The 24,680-nt window shown below is 34.0% G+C and carries 19 protein-coding genes; 11 read left to right on the forward strand and 8 right to left on the reverse strand.

What is annotated here, in order from left to right; genetic code table 11:
- Positions 1–6: 6 nt before the first annotated feature.
- The 4 genes from A9D35_RS18660 to A9D35_RS04670 all read right to left on the reverse strand — a co-directional run bounded on the left by A9D35_RS18660 (position 7) and on the right by A9D35_RS04670 (position 4,200).
- Entirely contained in the window at positions 7–180 is a 174-nt protein-coding gene (locus A9D35_RS18660) for a hypothetical protein (RefSeq protein ID WP_159427039.1), read from the reverse strand.
- 12 nt (positions 181–192) lie between these two features.
- Positions 193–1,494, reverse strand: coding sequence for an L-fucose:H+ symporter permease (gene fucP / locus A9D35_RS04660; protein ID WP_066219678.1), 1,302 nt, complete (start codon positions 1,492–1,494; stop codon positions 193–195).
- A gap of 120 nt (positions 1,495–1,614) precedes the next feature.
- The gene (gene aldA / locus A9D35_RS04665) at positions 1,615–3,057 is read right to left on the reverse strand and encodes an aldehyde dehydrogenase (RefSeq protein ID WP_066219681.1); all 1,443 of its coding nucleotides are present in this window, start codon (positions 3,055–3,057) and stop codon (positions 1,615–1,617) included.
- A 237-nt stretch (positions 3,058–3,294) separates the two neighbouring features.
- Positions 3,295–4,200, reverse strand: coding sequence for an AraC family transcriptional regulator (locus A9D35_RS04670; RefSeq protein WP_066219683.1), 906 nt, complete (start codon positions 4,198–4,200; stop codon positions 3,295–3,297).
- A gap of 174 nt (positions 4,201–4,374) precedes the next feature.
- Here A9D35_RS04670 and rhaD point away from each other — a divergent pair, with 174 nt between their 5' ends.
- From rhaD to A9D35_RS04685, 3 genes are all read left to right on the forward strand, one after another.
- Positions 4,375–5,106 (forward strand): rhamnulose-1-phosphate aldolase, encoded by a 732-nt coding sequence (gene rhaD / locus A9D35_RS04675; protein ID WP_083191609.1) that lies wholly within the window; start codon positions 4,375–4,377, stop codon positions 5,104–5,106.
- A gap of 18 nt (positions 5,107–5,124) precedes the next feature.
- Positions 5,125–6,912, forward strand: coding sequence for an L-fucose isomerase (locus tag A9D35_RS04680; protein WP_066219686.1), 1,788 nt, complete (start codon positions 5,125–5,127; stop codon positions 6,910–6,912).
- 135 nt (positions 6,913–7,047) lie between these two features.
- The gene (locus tag A9D35_RS04685; protein ID WP_066219688.1) at positions 7,048–8,367 is read left to right on the forward strand and encodes an FGGY family carbohydrate kinase; all 1,320 of its coding nucleotides are present in this window, start codon (positions 7,048–7,050) and stop codon (positions 8,365–8,367) included.
- Positions 8,368–8,612: 245 nt separating this feature from the next.
- Here the strand turns inward: A9D35_RS04685 and A9D35_RS04690 are convergent, their stop codons facing one another.
- The 4 genes from A9D35_RS04690 to A9D35_RS19815 form a co-directional block, all read right to left on the reverse strand.
- Positions 8,613–9,848, reverse strand: a complete 1,236-nt coding sequence (locus A9D35_RS04690) for a DUF6786 family protein (protein ID WP_218017722.1) — start codon at positions 9,846–9,848, stop codon at positions 8,613–8,615.
- 235 nt (positions 9,849–10,083) lie between these two features.
- Entirely contained in the window at positions 10,084–11,688 is a 1,605-nt protein-coding gene (locus A9D35_RS04695; RefSeq protein ID WP_066219690.1) for a sulfatase, read from the reverse strand.
- A 54-nt stretch (positions 11,689–11,742) separates the two neighbouring features.
- Positions 11,743–12,693 carry a glycoside hydrolase family 97 C-terminal domain-containing protein gene (locus tag A9D35_RS19810; RefSeq protein WP_218017723.1) on the reverse strand — a complete coding sequence of 317 codons (951 nt, stop codon included), beginning with the start codon at positions 12,691–12,693 and terminating at the stop codon, positions 11,743–11,745.
- Complete coding sequence (locus A9D35_RS19815) at positions 12,690–13,628, reverse strand: glycoside hydrolase family 97 N-terminal domain-containing protein (protein WP_218017724.1); 939 nt, start codon at positions 13,626–13,628, stop codon at positions 12,690–12,692. Before A9D35_RS19815 ends, A9D35_RS19810 begins: the two co-directional genes overlap by 4 nt.
- 355 nt (positions 13,629–13,983) lie before the next feature.
- Between A9D35_RS19815 and xerA the strand changes: the two genes are divergently transcribed.
- The 8 genes from xerA to A9D35_RS04740 all read left to right on the forward strand — a co-directional run bounded on the left by xerA (position 13,984) and on the right by A9D35_RS04740 (position 24,675).
- Positions 13,984–15,189, forward strand: coding sequence for a site-specific tyrosine recombinase/integron integrase (xerA, locus tag A9D35_RS04705; RefSeq protein WP_066219693.1), 1,206 nt, complete (start codon positions 13,984–13,986; stop codon positions 15,187–15,189).
- Between the two features lie 55 nt (positions 15,190–15,244).
- Entirely contained in the window at positions 15,245–16,888 is a 1,644-nt protein-coding gene (locus A9D35_RS04710; protein ID WP_066219696.1) for a hypothetical protein, read from the forward strand.
- Between the two features lie 9 nt (positions 16,889–16,897).
- Positions 16,898–17,671 carry a hypothetical protein gene (locus A9D35_RS04715; protein ID WP_066219698.1) on the forward strand — a complete coding sequence of 258 codons (774 nt, stop codon included), beginning with the start codon at positions 16,898–16,900 and terminating at the stop codon, positions 17,669–17,671.
- Between the two features lie 805 nt (positions 17,672–18,476).
- Positions 18,477–19,136: an AbiU2 domain-containing protein gene (locus tag A9D35_RS04720; protein ID WP_066219701.1), complete on the forward strand. Its 660-nt coding sequence runs from the start codon at positions 18,477–18,479 to the stop codon at positions 19,134–19,136.
- Between the two features lie 132 nt (positions 19,137–19,268).
- A complete protein-coding gene (locus tag A9D35_RS04725; RefSeq protein ID WP_066219704.1) occupies positions 19,269–19,919 on the forward strand; it encodes an LA_2272 family surface repeat-containing protein in 651 nt (216 codons plus the stop codon).
- A 171-nt stretch (positions 19,920–20,090) separates the two neighbouring features.
- Entirely contained in the window at positions 20,091–20,750 is a 660-nt protein-coding gene (locus A9D35_RS04730; protein ID WP_066219701.1) for an AbiU2 domain-containing protein, read from the forward strand.
- A 790-nt stretch (positions 20,751–21,540) separates the two neighbouring features.
- Positions 21,541–22,872 carry a hypothetical protein gene (locus A9D35_RS04735; RefSeq protein ID WP_066219709.1) on the forward strand — a complete coding sequence of 444 codons (1,332 nt, stop codon included), beginning with the start codon at positions 21,541–21,543 and terminating at the stop codon, positions 22,870–22,872.
- A 291-nt stretch (positions 22,873–23,163) separates the two neighbouring features.
- On the forward strand, positions 23,164–24,675 hold the full coding sequence (locus tag A9D35_RS04740) for a 3'-5' exonuclease (protein WP_066219711.1): 1,512 nt from the start codon (positions 23,164–23,166) through the stop codon (positions 24,673–24,675).
- The last annotated feature ends 5 nt before the right edge of the window (positions 24,676–24,680 follow it).

Genomic DNA, 24,680 nt, shown 5'->3' on the forward strand with positions numbered 1-24,680 from the left:
TAAAGTTTAGCGAGTTTTAGATAGCAACTTATTAAAAGCCATTTCGGAGGCTTCATTACATGACATCCTTTGCTCCAATTTCAAGGCATTTATTAAGGCGTTCCATTCATTATAAAATCCTTTTTTTGATGCTTCAAACCCTAATTCTTCAATTCGTTTTCCATTAATCTCCATAATCATATATACCAGATATTAATCGTTATACACTTTCATAGTTCTATACCCGTAAATAGCAATCACGCAAAAGCATAAAAATGGTAAAATAAAAGACACATTAACTGCTGCAAAGCCGCCTATAGTGCCTTTATCGATAATAGTTCCTTGTAAGATAGGCATTAAAGCACCACCTACAATAGCCATTACTAACCCTGCCGCACCCAGTGTAGAATCTTCTTCACTAAGTCCTTTAAGCGCAATTCCGTAAATGGTTGGGAACATTAACGACATGAACGCCGACGTGGCTACAAGACAATATAAACCTAACATTCCTTCTATTAAAATAACACCAGAAATAGTAATCATAGCTCCAATAGCAAATATGGTAAGTAGCTTTTTAGAATCTATAAAACGCATTAAATACGTACTAATAAATCGGCTTGTTAAAAAGATAACCATGGCCACTATATTATAATTTTGAGCTGTTGCTTTAGATATTCCTAAATTATCGGCATATTGAATTATAAACGTCCAACACATAATTTGTGCGGCCACATAAAATAATTGGGCGATAACACCTTCTCTGTATTTTCCGTTTTTAAACAATCTTTTAAACGATTCTTTCGCCGGACCATGAGCCTCCTGGTTACCGATGTTAGGCATTTTTGCTAGCGAGATAATGATCAACATAATAATAACCACCACGCCCAAAATAACATAAGGATTTCTAATGATTGCGAGATCGTGCGTTCGAATGACAGCTTTTTGAGCTTCATCTAAAGTGGTGAAAATTAATTCCCCCATTTCGTTACGTTTATCAGAATCTAAAACAGTTAAAATAAATTTTGAAGCGACAAACATACCAAACAACGACCCGATTGGATTGAAGGCTTGTGCCAAGTTTAAACGTTGGGTAGACGTACGCTCATCGCCCATCGCTAAAATATAGGGATTGGCCGTAGTTTCTAAAAAAGCTAATCCGAAGGTTAGTATATAAAGTGATCCTAAGAAAAACCCAAACACCTCGTATTTGGCGGCCGGAAAAAACAATAATGCTCCAAAAGCATAAAGCGAGAGCCCCAATAAAATACCCTTTTTATAACTATATTTTCTAACAAATAAAGCTGCAGGAATGGCCATGGTAGCATAACCACCATAAAATGCAAATTGCACTAAAGCGGCTTTGGCCGTAGATATTTCCATAACGGTTCCAAATGCTGCCACCATAGGGTTTGTAATGTCGTTCGCAAATCCCCACAACGCAAACAATGAGGTAATTAAAATAAAGGGTATTAAAACCTCTTTTGATACCACTGGAACTTTTTCTGTATTTTTCATTTTGATATGTTAGTTAGTACTCGAACCCGCTTCTAGCGTTGTACAAAAAAAGCATACTATAATAGTCTAAGAACCTCTTATTTTATAGTACGCTTTTTAATAGTAATGGATTTGATTTTATTACGATCTATACTGTGCGTAAATCACTTTTGTTTGTAAATATTCTTCCATTCCGTGTTTTCCATCTGCTCCACCTATACCCGATTTTTTCCAACCGGCATGGAAACCTTGAATGGCTTCAAAATGTTCTCTATTAATATAGGTTTCACCATACTGTAATTCTTCTGCAGCATGCATTACTTTATTGAAATTTTCTGAGAATATAGAAGATGTTAATCCAAATTCACAATCATTTGCTAAAGCGATAGCCTCGTCTAAAGTACTAAATTTCATCACAGGTAAAACAGGCCCGAAGACTTCTTCTTGAATAATTTGCATGTTTTGAGTTACATTTGTTAGTAAGGTTGGCTGATAGAAATAACCTTTATCAAATCCTGGTGTTCTATTACCTCCAACAATAACTTCGGCTCCTTCTTTTTTAGCATACTCAACCATTTCGGTTACTTTATCTAATTGATCTTTAGACACTAAAGCACTCATATCTGGATTGTTCTTAGAAAATGCATCTTCTACTTTTAAAGATTTTAATTTCTTAGCGACCATATCTAAAAATTGATCGTGAATAGATTCTTCTACATAAAGACGCTCTGCACAGTTACATACTTGTCCGCTAAACGTTACTCGAGAGGTTACAACTGCATTAACGGCTAATTCTAAATTGGCATCAGCACAAACTATAGCTGGTGCTTTACCTCCTAATTCTAGAGATACTTTTGTAATGTTTTTTGCGGCTGCTTCCATAACCATTTGGCCAGCACCAACACTACCTGTTAAACTAATAATTCCTGTTATCGGACTAGAAGAAAGGGCATTACCAACAATACTACCTTTACCACAAACATAATTTAAAACTCCAGCAGGAAGACCTATTTCTGAAGCTAATTTAGCAAATTCCATAACCGTATTTGGTGCGATAGAACTTGGGTTTATCACACAGGTATTCCCTGTAATTAAAGATCCTGCAACTTTTCTAGCCATTACAAACAATGGGAAGTTCCAAGGTAAAATTCCAACCGCTACACCAATTGGTGCTTTGTGTAAAAAGATATGTTCTTTACTTCTATCACTCTGTATAATTTCGCCTTCAATACGTCTCGCAAATCCAGCATAATAATCAAAATATTCTGCAGTAACATCAATTTCAACCTGTGCTAAACCCATAACCTTCGCTTGTTCTGCTGCTAAAGTTTCAGCTAAAAACACACGATTTTCACGAATAACATCGGCCATTTTATTTAAATATCGACCTCGTTCTACTGCTGGAAGCGATTTCCAAGCGTGTTGCGATGCTTGTGCAGCGTCTAATGCAAGTTGTGCATCTTTAACACTACCAACAGGCATTAATGATAAAACTTCTTCGGTGCACGGGTTTAAAATTTCAATGACATCTGTAGACGTCGATTCTACAAACTTTCCATTTATGTACTGCTTAAATGTTTTCATAATACGGTATAATTTAATTAATTAGTTTACTGAATTTGTATACTCTCACTTCATAATATAATAGCTAGAAATCGAATTCAAATTTAAAATCGCATCTCTAAAATTTAATAAAGTTGAATAGTAGAGTTACAAATATGACAATTATCATTATAAAAATATTTATCTATAACAAACTACTTTATGTATAATTTAAACATTAACGTTTACCAACTGCAATTTTAAACCACAAACCAAAACCTAAGAGGTGTACCTTCCAGATTTATATAAAGCAGGAGAAAGTCCAGTTATAGCCTTAAAAACTCTAGAAAAATGATAGCGATCTGAGAAGCCTAATTTAAACGAAATTCCTTCAATCGTTTCGTTGGTATGTTCAAATATTTCGCAAGCTTTAGCAATTTTACGATTCTGAATAAAGCTATGCAGCGTTACATGCATTTCTTCTTTAAACAATCTAGAAAACGAATTAGGGGCCATATTTACTAGCTCTGCCAACTCAGAATTACTCAGCTTCTCCTCGATATTAGCTTCTATAAAACGCAACACAACCAAAACACGTTCGTCTATATTAATGGTCTTCCACAGCTCGACTCCTATATTAGATATAGCCTCTTTTATAAACGCTTGTAATTTCAAATTAAAGGTCAATTTAAAATCATGATTTTCAACCTTTAACCGCTCCGTTAAATAGATTAAACGCTCTTTTAAATGATCGGATAATTCCACTTTAAAAATCCCAGGAAACACATTATCGAAAGGCGTTCCCAAATTAAAATGCGTAAAAAAATGAATTAAATATTTACGCTCGTAATAGGCTTCATTATGGCGTTCGGACAAGTTTTTTCCAGACACATGAATCCCCGAATCAAATTCATGACGCTTTAAATAACGTGTAGAAAAAGAGGTAAATGGTGAAATAATATACAGGAAATCGGGCTCCATCTTATATACTTTGTCCTGTAGCGTAAGCTCGCCGCCTTCGTTTTTATTCCAATATATTCTCCAAAACGGATACACCATATCGTGACAGTCCCACAAATCGAGATACCAATACCTACAACACAGAAGCTTTAAATTAACATCTATAAAATTTTGCTTTTTAGTTGACGGGTCTCCTAACTCTACTTTATTTATCAATTTTGCCATAGCGATGTTTAAATTATACACAAATATAAGCGTTTTAAATATTTTAAAACTTTATAAGTTCTCCTAATTTTACAATTCAAGAAAATTTAAAAAATCATCTTTTATGAGCGATATAAAACTTCCAAAAAAAGTAAAGAAAGAGCTAAAAAAAATATCTAAGGTAGCAGGATATTTATGGCAACGCGAATGGGCAGAACGAAATGCAGGAAACATTTCTATGAACTTAACTTCTTTTTTGACAAAGAAGACATCCTAAAAAAAACCAAAGGTAAAACCTTTACTCCTTTCGATTTTCCTAAAGGCACTGCTGGTTATGTCTTGTTTATTACGGGTACAGGATGCTACTTAAGAAGCTTAATTGATGAGATTGAGGAAGCAGCATGTATCCTTTATATAAACGATGATGCTACAGGATACACCATTATTTGGGGTGGTAAACGCGAAGGTTTCGGCCCAACTTGCGAGCTGATCTCCCACTCTAGTATTCACCTGTTTAACACAGAGCACAACCCGACGCATTTAGCTATAGTACATACACATCCGTTAGAGTTAATAGTAATGAGTCACCACCCATTATTCGACAACGAAGAAGAATTAAACAGACAAATCTGGATGATGTGTCCGGAGGTTCGTGTATTTGTTCCAAAAGGTATTCACTGTACACCTTACGCACTTTCTAGTACAGCAGCTTTAGCTAAAGTAACTATAGAAGCCTTTAAAACTAGAAATGTATCGCTATGGGAAAAACACGGTGCCACTGCAACAGGAGAAGATGTTGAAAAAGCGTGGGACTATTTGGATGTAGCCAATAAAGGTGCCAAATTATTATTAATGAGTTGGGCTGCAGGTTTTGAACCAGCAGGTTTGTCTAATGACCAATTAACGGAATTAGAACAATTCACCTAAAATATAAAACCATATACAATGAGTAGATTAATAGGTAGATTACCAAAAATCGGAATTCGTCCTACCATTGACGGACGTGAACTTGGGGTTAGAGAATCTTTAGAAGATCAATGTATGGATATGGCAAAAGCTGCCGCCAAGTTAATTGAAGACAATTTAAGATTTCCTAGCGGAGAACAAGTAGAATGTGTTATTGCAGACACCACTATTGGAGGTGTTGCAGATGCCGCTGCTTGCGCCGATAAATTTAAAAGAGAAGGCGTAGAAGTCTCTATTACCGTTACACCGTGCTGGTGCTATGGTACCGAAGTTATGGATACCGATCCTTTAAGACCAAAAGCAGTTTGGGGGTTTAATGGTACAGAACGCCCTGGAGCGGTATATTTAGCTGCAGCATTAGCAGGTTATGCTCAAAAAGGATTTCCAGCCTTCGGAATTTACGGTCGTGAAGTTCAAGATGCTGGCGATTTAAGCATTCCTAAAGATGTAGAAGAAAAACTGTTGCGTTTTGCTAAAGCTGGTTTAGCTGTAGCACAAATGAACGGAAAATCATACCTATCTATAGGTTATAGTTCTATGGGGATTTCAGGGTCTATGGTCGATGTTAATTTCTTACAAGACTATTTTGGAGTTCGTGCCGAGTTCGTGGAATCTGTTGAATTATTACGCAGAATGGATGAGGGCATTTACGATAAAGAAGAATACGAAAAAGCATTAGCTTGGACCAAAGCGAATTGTAAAGAAGGCGCCGATAGGAATAATCCTGAAGCCCAAAAGTCTGCCGAAGTCAAAGCTAAAGAATGGGAAAAAGTCGTAAAAATGACCTTAATTTGTCGCGACATAATGAACGGAAACCCTAAACTAAAAGAATTAGGCTTTGGGGAAGAATCTAAAGGTCGAAACGCTATTATGGGTGGTTTCCAGGGGCAACGCCAATGGACCGATTACCAACCTAATGCCGATTTTACAGAGTCTATCTTAAACTCCTCTTTCGATTGGAACGGGATTCGTCAAGCCTACGTTTTCGCCACAGAAAACGACTGTTTAAACGCCGTTTCTATGTTATTTGGACATTTATTAACCAATACAGCGCAAATATTCTCGGATGTAAGAACCTATTGGAGTCCAGAATCTGTAGAACGTGTTACCGGAAAAAAACTAGAAGGTCTTGCCAAAGACGGTATTATTCACCTAATTAACTCGGGTTCTACCACACTAGATGCAACAGGGCAACAACGCGATGCCGATGGCAATCCTACAATGAAACCATTTTGGGAAATTACCGAAGATGAAGTTCAAAAATGCTTAGACAAAACACAATGGCCACCAGCCACTGTAGAATATTTTAGAGGCGGCGGATTCTCTTCTAACTTTAAAACCGAAGGTGTTATGCCTTTAACCATGTGCCGTATAAACCTTGTAAAAGGTATCGGTCCTGTTTTACAAATTGTAGAAGGTTGGAGCGTTGATTTACCAGATGATATTCACAATGTATTAAATAACAGAACAGACCCAACGTGGCCAACCACTTGGTTTGTACCTAGAGTTACCGGAGAAGGATTCTTTAAAGACACGTATACCGTTATGGCGAAATGGGGAGCAAACCATGGTGCTATTTCTTACGGACACATAGGTGCCGACTTAATTTCATTAGCTGCACTATTAAGAATACCTGTAAACATGCACAATGTTGCAGATGAAGATGTTTTCCGCCCAGCCTCTTGGAGTGCTTTTGGAGAAAATCTAGAATCTGCAGATTATAGAGCTTGTGCTACTTACGGCCCTTTATACGGATTTAAATCTTAAAACACACAATACTAAAAAGTACTTATAGGATGGGCCTAAATCCTTCTTATAAGTGCTTTTTTTAATTTTAAAAAACGTCCTTTTTGCAAGTTTTACAACAAAGCAGAACGTTTTTCCTTTCTAAATTTATTAAATATGACACAGGTTATAGCGGTTTTCGATATTGGTAAAACCAATAAAAAGATATTCTTATTCGACAAAGATTTTAATGTGGTTTACACCAATTCTATTCGTTTTGAAGAAAGTGTAGACGACGATCAATATCCGTGCGATGACATAGACGCTATTGAAACTTGGATCTGGAAAGAAATTAAAGCAATTCAAGATCAAAAAGACTTCGATATTAAAGCCATTAATTTCTCTACCCATGGTGCTACTTTAATGTATCTAGACCAAGACGGCAACCGAATTACACCGTTATATAATTATTTAAAACCTTTAGATTTCGACTTCACACCATTTTACAATACCTACGGTGGTGTAGCAGAGTTTTCCAGAAAAACAGCATCGCCGGCTTATGGTATGCTTAACTCTGGCTTACAAATGTATTGGTTGAAGCACTGTAAACCCAATTTTTACAAGCAAGCGCAAACCATTTTACATTATCCGCAATATTTAAGTTATTTGTTTTCTAACAAAATCACAGCCGACTTTACCTCTGTAGGTGCCCATACCGCTATTTGGGATTTCGACACCATGCAATATCACGATTGGTTAGCAAAAGAAAATATCTCGCTTCCCCAGCCAACACCTGGAAAGAAGGCAACACGAGCTTTAGTTAACGGGCAAGACATTGCTATTGGAAGTGGTTTACACGACAGCTCCTCTTCTATTATTCCCTTATTGGAAGAGCATGCAAATTCTAATCGCGAATTCATTTTATTATCTACCGGAACTTGGATTATTTGTATGAATCCGTTTAGTAAAGAAACTTTAACTGCCAAACAATTAAAGAACGATTGCTTGTGCTTTATGACGCCCGACAAAAAGCAAATTAAATCTTCCATGCAATTTTTAGGGCGCGTGCACGAAGTGAATGCCATGGCATTAAGCGACCATTTTGGCGTAGATAAAAGTCATTTTCTAAAATTAACACTGAACAAAGCCCTGTGTACCGACATCTTAGAAAAAGGGAAAGCCAAATTTTTCCCCGGCACGATCGCAGACGATTTTATAGGCGATTTAAATCAGTTGCACACTTTCGAAACTTACGAATTGGCCTACTATCAACTTATTTATGAAATAGCCCAACGGGTACACCAGGGCATTAACAACATTTTAGACGCGAAGCACAACCTTAAAGATGTTTATATTTCTGGCGGATTTAATAGAAATGATATATTTGTTGAATATTTACAACAAATGATGCCTGAACAACACATACAATTCCCGAACGGCAAAAATGCAAGTGCTTTAGGCGCGGCCATGCTTATGAAAGATTATATCACAGCATAAACATCCTTTATAAATCTATTTAAATAGTTGAAGCCATAAGCTGATGGTAGAGGCATATGCTTCGTCTTTTACTAAGCAATAATCCTGTCCTTTCTTAATATATTTCTGAAAGGTTTTTTGTTTGCTTATCAGTCTGTTTTAAGATAAACGCCACATATCACCAGTTAAAAACTGAATGAGTTATCAATCTCTCTTACTAATGATGAAACGTGGCGGATTTTTATAGATGAAATTTTTAAAAAGCTCTATTTAAAAGCATGTTTTATAGTTTCTATATCAACGCCAAAAAGTTGTTGAACCATAGGGTTTAAAGTCGATTCATCGCCTTCAATATGAAACGTTGACTGGATATGTGTGGCACGCTCACCCGCTTGTAATGCTAATGCTGGCGAAGACGTTTCCAACTCATAAAACGGCCCTAAAGGTTTAGCTCCCGGCTCTGGCGCACCATCATTATAAGCATTAATAACATCTCCACTAAAAGGTTCGTCTTGCATTTCCCACATCGAGTTTACATAAGCTGTTTCACGCTGCGGTTTGTTATATTTTACAATCGTAAGTATTCCTTCTTTAGAATCGTAAGACCCTGCAATATCTTTTGCTCTTAGAGGAGACAAACCTATTTTACTGCGGTATTCGCCATCACCCTTAAAAAATAAAGCATGGTCTTTTACTACCAAGCGGTCGGAAGGTACTTTACCAAAATAAGCATCATTAACCACTGGGCCAAGTTCGGTTTCATCGCCCTGAACATACGGAATCACAATGGTTGTATTTGGAGAATGATTATACATACCAAGCATCCAAATAGACAATAATCCTGTTTCCTTTTCCCAAGCAATTTCGCTCACATTCGTAATACTATTCGTTGTTTTATAGGCTACCATTTTCACATTTTCTGGAAGTACGGCCAATCCTAATTGCTCTTGAGTGTCTGCTTTTGAAAGCAATGCCACCTCCCGCTCTATGGCCATTTCAAATTCAAATCCGGAGTAATTTTTTAAAGCCGCTTTTTTTGTAAAAGTAGCAGAAGTTGACGTTATATTTTTTACTTCAAAAGGTTCTAAATCGATTAATTTTGGCGTGTACCAATCTTCTAAAGTAAATTCGGCACCCTTCTTAAAAAAGATCGAAAATTGTCCGCCCTCGGGCCCCAACCAAAATCGTTCTTCCCCACCAAAAACATTAATATGTTCTTGAATTATTTCAGATTTAAACAGGTCTTTATTAATCCACCCGTAGCTACGCCCATCATTACCAAAAGCACTACTCGTCATAACACGACCTTGCAATGACGCCGACACAGCTACTTTTGCCTGATTGGCATCATCTGTAAGTTCAATAATTTCGATGTAATGTTTCATAAAACGCACATCATCACCATAAGTAGCGCCATGTAGCTGTGTATTTTGTTCTGGAGTAGAATCTGAAGCCTTGTTTTCTTGTTCAGACTTTTTGTTGTTATTGCAGGATGTTGTCATAATCATTAAAAATGTTAGGGTTATAGCTATGGGAATTTTAAATATCATATTTAGATGGATTCATTTTAATTTAAAGGTGCCGTGTTTTGCTTTATTTACTAGTACACTATCTGGGTATTTATAATAAAATATATTTGTCTTTAAACAGGTCTCATGTTATTTGTTTTATAATTGCATTGAACATGTTTAAGGCATCGTTATTCCTTGAATTCAATACTTTCATACAACTAAAACTTTAATTTGTTTGGTTTGGGCTAACTGCACTACCCCACCAATCGTTATTAGGACGCCAATCTGGACGCAACATATCTTTTCTTTGTGCTTCTAATTTTGGCATCAGTTTCGTTCTATTTTGTTCCAATCGTTGTTGCCTTGCTTGCTCGTCCCAATCAGGATCTTCTACGGCATACTGTGTGTTCATTTTGTGTAACCAATCTAGTAATTCCGTTTGCATATCGTTTGCTCTCTTGCTATATTTTGAAGCGAGATCTTGGGTTTCACCTAAATCAGCATCAAGATTATAAAGTTCGGCATGGTTGTCTTCCCAATAATAAATCAGTTTCCAAGAATCCTGTCTTATAACCGAAACTGGCTCCCCGCCTTGATTGCCATAATGCGGATAATGCCAATACAAGGACCGATCTGCAATAATTCCTCCTTCAAATAAGGGTTTTAAACTTAGCCCATCTTTATGGTTTTGAGGCCTAAGCGGAATATTGGCTAAATCTAACAGCGTTGGATATAAATCGGCTCCAGTAACAGGAACCTCAATAACTTGGTGCGAATGCTTTTGCCAAGGCAGATAAATAAATAGGGGAACACGTGTACCGCCTTCCCACTGATAGCCTTTTCCCCCTCGAAGGTTTAGTTGGTTAGTTGAATAATTATCGCCCGAAGTCACGCCGCCATTGTCAGAGGTAAATACCACGATGGTATTTTGATCTAAACCATTATTTTTTAAAGTTTTTAAAACACTTCCCACCGCTTCATCTACTTGTTCTATTAACCCTGCATACACCGGATTATCTTGGTATTTTCTTGCGGGCAACACACGCTCCATCTCAAATCCCTTTTCTGCAATTCCCAAGCTATCCGCTTTATCTCTATATTTTTTCCATTTGCTTTGTGTGGTCTGAATTGGAGCATGAACGGCATAAAAAGATAGGTAGGCCAAGAAAGTAGTATCTTTATTTTTTTCGATAAATTTTGATGTTTCTTTTGCTAATTTCATGGAAAGCGACATTCCTTTTTCGTCTTCATAATCTGTCATGTAAGGATTATTAAATGGCGAAAAATAACCTCCTGAATATGGTCCGCCTTTTTCGTAACCTCCTTGATTGACATCGAACCCATGATTTGTTGGCAAGGACTGATTTTCTGCACTCCCTAAATGCCATTTGCCTGCAAAAAAAGTGGTATAACCATACGCCTTTAGCACTTCGGGTAACGTGATATCGTCTTGACTTAAATGATGCTTATATTCTGGTGGCAACAATTTAGTATATCGGTTTCTTTTTTTCCATTTTAAACCCGATGGGGCTCCCTCATATTGTGTAAGCCCATGCCTAGCCGTGAATTGTCCGTTTAACAAACTTGCCCGTGACGGGCTGCAAACGGCACTAGTAGCATACCCGTTAGTAAAGATATGTCCTGCTTTAGCCAAGGCATCTATATTGGGAGTTTCATAAAACTTACTTCCCATAATACTTAGGTCGGCATAACCTAAATCATCCACAACAATAAACAGAATATTAGGTTTAGTCTCTTCTGGTTCTACTGTTTTTGACTTACAAGAATGCAGTGTAATTAACACCGAAAGCAGGCAAAATATTTTATTCATACGTTAATTATATTGTTTCTCTGTATTGCATTCAAATCATTTTAAGAGTCTACCCTATTCCTTCCTAATCCACATGCAATGGCCGCTGCCTGCAACTATTTTAGCGTTTACCACATCGCCTTTTTTAACCGATTCTGTTCGTACGCGATACGCTTCCGGATTCGTTTTACTATCCGTCTCCTCGGTATCTTCGTAATAGGTGATCTTGTATGTTTCGTTCGCTTTCAGAAAATCTAAAGCGATATTTAAAGTCCCCCCTTCGGCATGCACAGAACCAATAAACCAATCGTCTCCATGACGACGGGCTGTAGAAATATAGCTATCCATTTTGGCGTGCAAAATTTTAGTCTCATCCCATTCTCCTACAGGCAATTCTTTAATAAACTCAAAGATATCTAATTTATCCAGATAGGCTTCTGGAGCGTCTGGAATACACACCAAGCCGCTAAAAATAATTAGCGTTCTAGCGGCCTCGGCGGTCACTGTTGTTTGTAACGAATTTAAGTTTCTCGGTCCCTTTTCCCGTTCTCCGGCATTTACTCCCGAAATATCGAAAATACCATTATTCATATCTAGAGGCCCTTGAATAGCATTTATAAGTGCCATTCTAATAAAGGTTTTAGGCGTGAAAGCACGTCTAGAATCTTGTTGTGCATGACAAAATTCTCTTGTAATGGCATTAGGATAAGTTCTAGACACACCTGTAAAAGGCACGGGACCGTCATGAAAATCGATGAGTAAATTACTTTCGGCACTTCTTTTAATTGCATCTCGGGTAAAAGGCACATTACTTCCCATAAAGCCATATTTTATCCCTTTCATGCCAAGCGACTTATAATATGGAAACAAAGCCTCATCGCCGTAATCTCCCTGTCTTCTATCGTAATAAAGCAGCAGTTTTACATCTTTTTCTTCGGCATAGCGAATTACTTTATCTAAATCTAATTTTTCAGACAAGGTCATTTTTCCGGGTTTTACATCGGTATACCAAGCATCATCTATCAAAAATATTCAATATCCTGTGCTGCTGCAAAATCTATAAAGCGGTAATAACTTTCGTTATCTATTCCGTATGTAAATCCATCGTTTGTTGTATAACCATGTACTCTCCAATCCCATAGTGTTTTCCCGGGTTTAATCCACGACGTATTTTTAATTTGATTTTCGGCAGCTACATTTAACGGCACGGTGTTAGTTAATAAATCACCTATGTGGTCTTCAATAAGAATAAGTCGCCACGGAGTAATAAGTGATTTTTCGTCTGAAATAAAATCATTTTTAGAGACTAAATTGTTGCGCTGGACATCGAATTGAAATTTAATAACATCGAAGCCAGGCGCACTTATTAAATCGGATTCCAGAAGAGACAAATAGCTGTCTGTCCCCTCCACTAATAAAGGCATCTTTAGCTTTTGCTTAGTGGCGTCTTTATTTTTTAATTCCTGAATAGAAATAGGACCAAATGGAGACCCTTCTCCTGCTGGGGAGTACAACTGGTTGGAATCGGCTAAATTATAAGCCATAAAAAATGAAGGTGTTTCAGATGACGTCCAAGTATCCATCTGGAATCGGAAAGCCACCCCAGCATCGTAAGCTCTTACAAAAAGGGTTGCAGGCGTACCTTTATAATCTAAACTAACTTCCAGCTCATTATAATGATTTTCAATCTCACTAAACTGGCCCCAAACGGGATTCCATGTATTTTGAACTTGATGTATTTTAGTTTCTACAACCTTAACCCCCGTCTGTTGGAATATAGAAATATCAGCATTTAAAATCAAGGGCTTTCCGGCGTTATACACACTATATTGTAATTGTTCTGCCTCGTTATTCAGCTCTAATTTTATAGTACCATTTGGAGATGACATATGCATCTCTTCCGGCGACTGACAATTATAAAACGTGAGGATTAAACTAATTATGAGTAATATTTTTTTCATTGTTATGGCGTTTTACTTCAGATTTTAAAATTTACTGAACTTTAGATTTATAACTCTTACAATACTAATTATTTCCTTACTTTTTATATTTACCTATTTCAACCCAAAACATGTAATATTTTAACATTCAGCTTGTTTTCTTTAGGATAAAACTATGCGATTCCAAATTTCTAATGAATCTAATCATATCATAAGTTATTTCTTCAAAATAAATCAACAAAACAACTGTTTACCAATTATTTACCATTCCCTTTGTTTGCAATTATTTTTAGGCATTCCTATCAAGTTTTTTCCCGAAACCCATTTTTAATTTATTTTTTTATTGTAAATTTAAGAACAACTTAATTCATTGATAATGAGCAAGGTCGTCATATTAACTCCACTTTTTCATCGTGATGAACGACAAATTGCTGTTGCCTTTAAATATAATGAAAGTTTAAAGACCTATATAAAGTCTTATCCTGGCATGTGCTGGTCTCAAACCCATAAAACCTATTACATTAAAGATGAAAACGGTGTGCTTCAATCCTTATTTAAGTATTTTCAGGCCAAGGGTTATTATGTGAATTATAGAGCCTTAAAAGATAAAAGACTGGAGCCTATTCCTAAAACTCAGAAAGAAAATACGTTTAGCAGTATTTTACTCTATAAAGAATTGCCACTAGAATTACGAGATTGTTTAAAACAGTTTATAGTATTTTTAAAAGGGAAACGGTATAGCAAATCTACAATTTCTACTTACGGCGCATTTGTTTTAAGGTACATACACTACAATAGATCTGGCGACATGCATGAGTGGAATTTTAATAATTTACAGCGTTTTATAGAAGATGTAATTGCAAAGGAAGGTTATAGTATTAGTAGCCACAGGCAGTGCGTAAGTGCATTAAAACTATTTTGTACGTTTTGTAATTTTGAAACTTTTGATGCGAGTCTGTTAGAACGACCAAAAAAGAGTAAATATCTGCCTACTGTATTATCTAAAGAACAAGTTATTAAACTAATTCAGGTGACAAAAAATCTTAAACACCGTACTATAATTTGTTTACTCTATTCTAGTGGATTAAGAATTAGCGAATTACTGCATTTACAAGTTAAAAACTTAGATTTTGACCGAAGTCAGATACTCGTTAAACAAGGAAAAGGCAGGAAAGACCGTGTGGTGGTTATGAGTGAAGTTATAAAGCCCTTATTATATAATTATATACAAACGTATGTTCCTAACTACTATTTTATTGAAGGACGAGATGGTGGCATATATAGTGACAGTGCTGTACGAAAACTTATAAATACCGCTGCCAAAACTGCAAAAATCACCAAACGCGTTAGTCCGCATACACTGCGCCACAGTTACGCTACCCATATGTTGGAAAATGGCGTAGACTTGCGTTATATTCAAGATTTATTAGGACATGCCAAGCCAGAAACCACAATGATTTACACCCATGTTGCCCAAAAAGATTTAATGAATGTTCGCAGTCCGTTAGACGTTGCGGTAGACCAACTAAAAGGTCTGGGATATACAAACAACAAAGTGCTGATATCCCGAAATATTGAATGATTATTGTTTATATTTGTTTTGATATAACCAGTTGGGCGTAATAAAAACAAAAAAAATGAACTACGAAAAAATAGAAATAGATTTAAAGAAAGAAGAACAGGATTTATTAGACGAAATAATTGAACTTCAAAAAAAAATGAAAGATGTAGATCCTTCAAAAATGAGTGGACAAATGATGTCTGCTATTCAATCCAAATCCATTGAAACAATTACAATGGCTCTTGGTGTTTCTGATATATTCGAGAATACAGCTCATAATACTAAAGCTATAGATCTAAAAAATGATTTTGAAGGATTTCAAAAATGGGAAAACACGCCGATAAAGGATAGAAGTTATAAGTATAAACCGAAATTCACTACTGGAAATGAGTTTCAAAAGATGCTTGATAAAACAAAAAATTTAAATTATAATAGAAATGATTTAACTGGAGACAGCTTTAAAAAGGCAACAAATGAATTAAGATCAGAAAACCCAGATGGGTTTACTGATGCATATACTGGAAAACACTTGAAACACGGTGAAAATTATCATTATGAACACGTGACATCTACAAACGAAATTAGCCAGGATAAAGTTTTAAACTATACCACAACATTAGAAGAGAGGAAAAAATTTGCAAATTCTAAAGAAAATTTGGTTGCTATCGATGGTGAATTGAATCAATCTCTCGGAAATACAAAAATTGAAGATCTCGAAAATTGGAAAAATGCAACATCTAAAAAAGATCCAACTAAAACAAATAAGGAGTATTTTGAAGTTGATGATCAAAAAATGAAAGAAACAATTGAGACTAGTTTAAAAGCTAAAAATCAGTTATTGAAAAACAAATCTATTACATATGGAATTAAATCTAAAACAAAAATAGCAGCTTCAAATGCATTAAAAAGTGGTGCAAAAGCAGCAATTGGTCAGTTACTTTCAATTACCGTCGTTGAAGTAATTAATGAGTATAAAAAAGAAGAAAATATTGAGATAACTCAAAGGGTTAAAAACATTTCGAATGGAATTAAGGAAAAATCTAAAAACCTATTATCTACATTTAAAGATCAGTCAATAAGTAGTTTTCTTTCAACATTTTTAGATGCAATTTTAAATAGCTTATTTAAAATTGCAAAAAACATATTTAAGTTTGTGAAATTAGCGATTGTATCCATCCTTAAAGCTATAAAAATCTTGTTTTCGAGTGAGTATTCTTGGGAAGTTAGATTAAAAGAAGCTATGAAAATTTTAGGAGTTGCCGTGGCTTCATTAATTGGTTTAGCACTTGATGAAATTATTGAAAAGGCATTAGTTGTCAATTTCCCATTTACAGCGCCATTTGCTGGTTTTGTATCACCTGTTTTATCAGGTTTAATTGTTGGTATTGGATCTGTTTTGATTCTTCAAGGGTTTCAGAAATATCAAAGCACAATTGTATTTAATAAACTTCAGGGAGAGGAAAATTCTAAACTTCAGAAATTATCTAATATCAATTTAGCACAAGCAGGAGTAAGTGATGTGAAAGCAACAGAATCTATAAGTTTATCATTATCCATTTTTCAAGGTGCATTGCCAATTATTGAGTCTTGTAAAAATCAAATAGATGAATCATTTGAAGAAATTAAGGAATATAATGAGGTCATCAAAGAAACATTAAAAAGAGCTAATTTGGTAAGGTCAAATACCCGTGTTTCATTAAACAAATTACGTTCTCTATAAATAAAAAATATGAAAGATATTATTATTTCAAAAAACCCTAACGGAATTATCAAATCCCAAGAAATATATAAAGCGTTAAAAAGTGTTGAAAGCAGATTATATGAATCAGAACAAAGAGCAACAAACTTACTGGAAAATTTAAATAATTCAAAAGGAGATATTCAGAAAGTAGTTAGTGGCGAAGAAGGTAAACCTTGGTGGTTATTAGGCACTATTGACAAAGAAAAATTACTAGATTTAATTCGGAAAGAAAACAATGCTGTATCAAAAACTATTTCGAATATAAGTAAACTACTTGTAAACTCAAATAGAAACACAAGGACTCAATCTGAAATGATTAGAGGGCTAACTATTTTATCTACAATGTCATATACACAATTAAATGAAAGTGTACGTGAAATAAAAGTGTTGAAAAAGCAGCAAAGTGAAAATGTAAACGCTGGTTATGAACGTGATAATAATATAGATGAGATAACAAATTTCTTATTAGAAAAGAAAAAAGATGAGTATGATTGGAAAAACTATGTTGAATCTAATTTGGACAGTCTAAATAATAGACCTGGAGGAAACATAAATAAAAGTGAAGAAAAACTAAATTTTAAAATTTCTGAAATTAACAGAAAAATCAATAAAATTGAAAATTCATTAAGTAGAAGATCAGAAAAAAAATCGGTTAATACTTTAAAGAATCAAAAGGAAAAAATTAATTTGATGACTATGATTTGTATCACGAACATAATTATTATATTAGGACTGATACTCTATATTATGAAATATCTATAAATACAAATTACTACGCCCAACAATTGGTATAAAAAATTGCTAAATTCAATAAAACAGTACGTTTCTAAAACATAAAAACTTAAATTTATACATCGGAAAATTACGTTTTCAAAAACGCAACTTTTCATACCATAACCCGTTGCGTTTAATATGAATGACTTTCGGTCATCCCCCAAACTTTGCGGCTTGCTTCGAGGTTTTTTTTTATTTATAAAAATCAGTTGATTTAAAAACGAGTTAAGGAGAATTTCAAAACGCAAACTGTGCGCTAGAAATCGTTGAGAGCGCGCTCTCAAAACGTTTGCAACGTTAAACAGTTTGTTTTAAGTTATTGAAAAAAAATGAGAAAGTCAAGTTTTTGGTGTTATTTAACACTGCCAACGATCTGATAACAAGATATTTATAGTCGACCATGTCAATAGCTTAAGATTTTTATAAATTTTTAAACTGCACCGGAATCGAAGCAAGTTTTATTTTAAGACAAGTCATATAAAGCTTTATATAACCAATCTTAAAAGAAAATCAAGTTTGGGTACTGGTCACCTTATGTAGCGTCCTCCATACACCGTATTTAGTGGAAGAGAGAAGATTAAAGATCCAGGTATAAAAAAAAGAATTTAAAAAGCTATAAAAGACTGGAAAATAAAAAATACTAAACACAACAGCGCATATAAAAAATAGCAGTTAAGAGCAAAAACGAAATATAATTTATAAATTTAAAACCTGTGACGATACGAAAAGTTAGTTTGTAGATCCTGCTACTTTTCATATTCGCCATCGTTCTACGCAAGCTGAAATCACTCATATGGAAACACAAATTCTCGAAAATAAATTGAACGAAACTCGGGACACTTTAATTGAGCTTGAAAGCCTGAAAACCGACATCAAATTTATATCAAATAAGGAAACCGAGTATTTTAGTGAAGTTGTGGAAAAATCAGTTTTTTTCTATCGAATTTATAGAAATTCAATTAAGTTATTTGTAATTGACATTTGTAAATTACTCAACCCAAATGAAGATTTTAGTTTAATAAAAACTTTAAATTACATTCAATCAAATCGAAAAAGAATAGAATGGAAAAGAGAATTAAAAGCTGATAGAATAAATGAACTCATTCTCGAAATTGAAAATCTGAACTCTGAACATTTAGAAAATTTTAAAAATTTGAGAGATAAACATTACGCTCATAATGACAAGAAAAAATTTGACTTGGAATATAATGTGACTCTGAAAAAATGCTGGGAAACACTTTTAATAGTTCAAGAAATTTTTATCGAATTAAGTCTTTCCTTATTAAACGAACAGTATGTATTTTCGATTTTGACTAAAGAACCTTATGAAATTATTTCATTACTAAAATATAAACGAATCAACGAAATACTTCTGACTGAATTAAAAAAAAGCCCAGATTTAGGAAATTTACAAATGGTCAGAGACATAACATTAGGAAAAAAGCCTGCGTAGAACAACGTGTATAATTAATGGCTAGTTCAAGCCTACTTACGAAAATCCTCGCGGATTTTCTATTCGGTTTTTATTTGCTAAATTAGGTGCTTAAACACGCCACTAATCATACACAAAACCGTTGCCATTAATATGAAGAACCTCACGATTCTTATAATATTTCTGATTTCAATTAAAGCCTTTAGTCAAGATTTTAATGAAAAAACGAGATATTTATTAGGAACTTTTCACACACAGAATACGACTATTAATGGAATTTCAGTTGGAGCATTTCCACAGTTTAATGACAAAAAGAGATTCGTAAGAACTAACGGAATAAGATTGGAAGTTCCAGGAATTGGACTTGTTGGTTTTATGGCTAATGGAAGTTTAATTAGGAATGAGGAAACTGATGAAATTGTAAACGGTTTAAATATTTCGACTGGAACAATGGGAAACGTTTCCTTTAATGGAATCACATTAGCTTTAGTTACTCAAAGTGGAACAGAAAATAATGGATTTGCAATTGCTGGTTTGTGGAATGGAATGGACAAATCGAACGGAATTCAAATTGCTGGATTACTTAACGAAGCAACTTATAGTAATGGGATTCAAATTGCATTATCGAATTCAACTGAATATATGACAGGATTGCAAATTGGAGGTGCAAATTACGCAAATGAAAAAATGGTTGGACTGCAAATTGGAATTTGGAATAAAAGTAAAAACACGAAAGGAATTCAATTAGGACTTTGGAATATTAACGAAAAACGTAAACTACCAATAATCAATTGGAATTTTTAAGAACGGAAATAAAATACTAATGGCAACAACGTGTATAATTAATGGCTAGTTCTCGCCTACTTACGAAAATCCTCGCGGATTTTCTATTCGGTTTTTATTTGCTAAATTATGTGCTTAAAACACGCCACTAATCATACACAACGACGTTCTACGCAAGCTGAAATCACTCATATGGAAACACAAATTCTCGAAAATAAATTGAACGAAACTCGGGACACTTTAATTGAGCTTGAAAGCCTGAAAACCGACATCAAATTTATATCAAATAAGGAAACCGAGTATTTTAGTGAAGTTGTGGAAAAATCAGTTTTTTTCTATCGAATTTATAGAAATTCAATTAAGTTATTTGTAATTGACATTTGTAAATTACTCAACCCAAATGAAGATTTTAGTTTAATAAAAACTTTAAATTACATTCAATCAAATCGAAAAAGAATAGAATGGAAAAGAGAATTAAAAGCTGATAGAATAAATGAACTCATTCTCGAAATTGAAAATCTGAACTCTGAACATTTAGAAAATTTTAAAAATTTGAGAGATAAACATTACGCTCATAATGACAAGAAAAAATTTGACTTGGAATATAATGTGACTCTGAAAAAATGCTGGGAAACACTTTTAATAGTTCAAGAAATTTTTATCGAATTAAGTCTTTCCTTATTAAACGAACAGTATGTATTTTCGATTTTGACTAAAGAACCTTATGAAATTATTTCATTACTAAAATATAAACGAATCAACGAAATACTTCTGACTGAATTAAAAAAAAGCCCAGATTTAGGAAATTTACAAATGGTCAGAGACATAACATTAGGAAAAAAGCCTGCGTAGAACAACGTGTATAATTAATGGCTAGTTCAAGCCTACTTACGAAAATCCTCGCGGATTTTCTATTCGGTTTTTATTTGCTAAATTAGGTGCTTAAACACGCCACTAATCATACACAAAACCGTTGCGTTTAATATGAATGACTTTCGGTCATCCCCCAAACTTTGCGGCTTGCTTCGAGGTTTTTTTTATTTATAAAAATCAGTTGATTTAAAAACGAGTTAAGGAGAATTTCAAAACGCAAACTGTGCGCTAGAAATCGTTGAGAGCGCGCTCTCAAAACGTTTGCAACGTTAAACAGTTTGTTTTAAGTTATTGAAAAAAAATGAGAAAGTCAAGTTTTTGGTGTTATTTAACACTGCCAACGATCTGATAACAAGATATTTATAGTCGACCATGTCAATAGCTTAAGATTTTTATAAATTTTTAAACTGCACCGGAATCGAAGCAAGTTTTATTTTAAGACAAGTCATATAAAGCTTTATATAACCAATCTTAAAAGAAAATCAAGTTTGGGTACTGGTCACCTTATGTAGCGTCCTCCATACACCGTATTTAGTGGAAGAGAGAAGATTAAAGATCCAGGTATAAAAAAAAGAATTTAAAAAGCTATAAAAGACTGGAAAATAAAAAATACTAAACACAACAGCGCATATAAAAAATAGCAGTTAAGAGCAAAAACGAAATATAATTTATAAATTTAAAACCTGTGACGATACGAAAAGTTAGTTTGTAGATCCTGCTACTTTTCATATTCGCCATCGTTGGCAACAAGCTAAAACCATAACTACATTTGAAAGAGTTTGAAAAAATAATAAGAGAGATTTTTCATTTAATTGCCGAATATGGAATTAAAAATAAACCGCTTGACTTTAGAAATCCAGAAAAAATAACTGAAAAAGATAAAACGGAATTTTTTATTCAGGTTTATAAAGGTTTTAGATTGGGACAAGATTTAATAATCAAAGAAATTGTTCCTCTACTCAAAGAACTGAAACAACTAAAAGAAAAAGAAAAACGAGCCAAGCGAGACAAAGACAAAGATTTATTACAGCAAATCAAAACGGAAATAGATTTAATTAACTACAAAGTCAAAATTTTAAGACATTTTGCGGATTTTATTGCTTGGCAAGTATTCAAAAAAGATTACTATAAAGCCCGTAGGTTCTATTCAGGCGACAGAAATAGACCTGATTTACTGAACACCAACTTAGAATCTGTTCTCACAGCTGTTGAACACTTTCACAAAGAAAATGATATAAATTTCGCCCTAATAACGGATTTGACTTCTTTTATTGATATTGGAGATATTTTATTAATCAAAGGTGGGCAAATCGGAATTGTAGAATGCAAAGAAGGAGAAGTACAAAAAAAAGTATTTGATTTTTTAGATTATGCTGGACAAGACGATTTTGACGTTACAAAAATTGACTATAGTGACAAAAATAACAAGTTCTTTGACCAAGTAGAAAGAACCTTAAAACAAATGGAAAAAGGTTTTAGGGTTACAGAGTTTCTAAAAAAAGAAGAAGGAACTGACCCTTTTTCTGAGCAAAAAATTAAAGTCCTAGAATCAACAAACCCACAAGTATATTACTTTGAATATCTTATAAATTTAATCGAGGAATCAAAAAAGAATAATTCAACATACGGAGAAGTAGAAAACATTGTTTATATCGGAATTTATAGAGAGAATAAAAGACCTGTTTCACCGCATTTATTTAAAGCAATTGTTGACCATATCTATGAAAAAAATATAATTATAGATTATGTTAACCTGATTGGAATTCCTTTAAAAGAACCTATGTTTTTCAAACCATTTGGAGTGGAAAGAATCTTTGACATATTGTTTGGAAGAGTAAAAATTTACCTCGCAATCAATTTAGAAAAACTAATAGAACTATTTAATGAAAAGGGAATTTCTGCAAAATGGTTAAGTAGAAAAGAAACTCATAAAATTCTTGACCTTGAAAAAAGGCACAGACCTTTTGTTTTTGAAAATAGAGCAATAGAAATCACTTTGAATGGACAAAGTATGACTTTAGGAGATTCATTTTTAATTTATCTTCTTTTAGATAATATTACACCTACTTCATACGTGGAAAGATATTTAAATTTAAAATAAAAGCCAGTTGCCAACACCGTATATAATTTATTGCTGGTTCTAGCCTACTTTCGAAAATCCTCGCGGATTTTCTATTCGGTTTTTATTTGCTAAATTTAGTGCTTAAACCACGCAACAAACCATATACAAACACGTTGTGCATAATGCGAAAATCGTGCAAAAATTGAACATTTTAAATAAAAAAGCCAGCCGCACAAACAGCACATTTGGTTTTTTGCCCACACATAAGCCAACGCTGAAAAAACCAAAAGAGCTGTTTCTTGCCAACGCTCAACACCAAATTGAATTGAAATGCTGAAAAAAATTACTTTAAAAGGAGAACAGAAGAAAGTACTATTCTTACCACCAACAAATCCAGTTCAGATTAAAGGAGTTGCAGGAAGTGGAAAAACCACAGTCGCACTTTATAGAGCAAAACATTTACTTGAAACACAAGCTAATCTTTTTAAGGAAACTAAAATTGTAATATTTACATACAATAAAACACTTGCTGCGTATATCAAAGCTATTAAACCATATATAAATGGTGGTTATCAAAAAGATAGTGATGAACTTAAACCTAAAACAGCAGATGGACTAAATGTCCAAATTATAAATTTTCACAGTTGGGCTTATCATTTTGCAGGAATACAGTACAACCAAACTGTTATGCAATGGACTCAAATTGAATATATAGAAGACATAATCAGCGGACTATCTTCAAGTACATCCAACATTTTAGATAAAAGTGCAGAATTTTTTCAAGAAGAAATTTCTTGGATGAAAGGTAAATTGTTCAATAACAAATCAGAATATCTTGAAGCTGCGAGAACTGGTAGAGGAACTTCTGACCGTGTTACAAAAGTAGATAAAGAAGTTATTTGGGTAGTTTACGAAAAATATAATCAGGGATTAAAAAACAGAGGTCAAGTAGATTTTGATGACTATGCAATTCTTGCATTAAAAAAGATACAAAATGATAGTAGTTTTATTCCGCCATACACCCACATAATAATTGATGAAGCACAAGATTTAAATAAAGCACAAATTTTAACTATTTCAAGTTTAGTAGATACAGAAACAAACAGTTTATCAATAATTGCTGATGCAGCACAACGTATTTTCAAAAGTGGTTTCGTTTGGAGTGAAGTTGGTATTAACGTAAGAGGTGGTAGAACAATTGAATTTAAGAAGAATTACAGAAATACTGTTCATATTGCTAAAGCTGCACTTTCTCTGCTTTCAAACGAGAAAGACCAATCTGAATTTACAACAGTAGAAACTGCATTAACAGGTGGAGAAAAACCTAAAATTGCTTATTATTCAGATTTTGACGAGCAATTAAATCATCTTGATGACCAACTAACAATACTAAAGAACAGTAGTAATCTTAAAAGTACGGTTGTTTTACATAGGTCAACAAGTGGAGTAAAACAAATAAAAGAGTTTTTAGATGCAAATGGTTTTTCTACAGAATTAGTAAAATCTAATCTTGCAGTAAATTATGGAAGTGATAGCATTAAAATATGCACAATGTCATCAGTAAAAGGACTTGAATTTAACAATGTAATTATCCTTGACCTCAATGATGACATTATACCTTATCCGCCAGGTTTTATTGAAGTAGACGATGAATTTCATATTTCAACAGAACGAAGATTACTTTATACTTGTATGACAAGAGCAAGAAACAAACTTTATCTATTTTCAAGTGACAAGGTAAATCCGTCAAGGTATTTGAAAGAAATAAACGCAAATTTATTAGAAGATATAAGTCCAAAAGGTTCTTCTAATAGAACTTATGATGATGACTTACCTTTTTAAAAAAT

The organism is Formosa haliotis (genome assembly GCF_001685485.1).
GTDB lineage: Bacteria > Bacteroidota > Bacteroidia > Flavobacteriales > Flavobacteriaceae > Formosa > Formosa haliotis.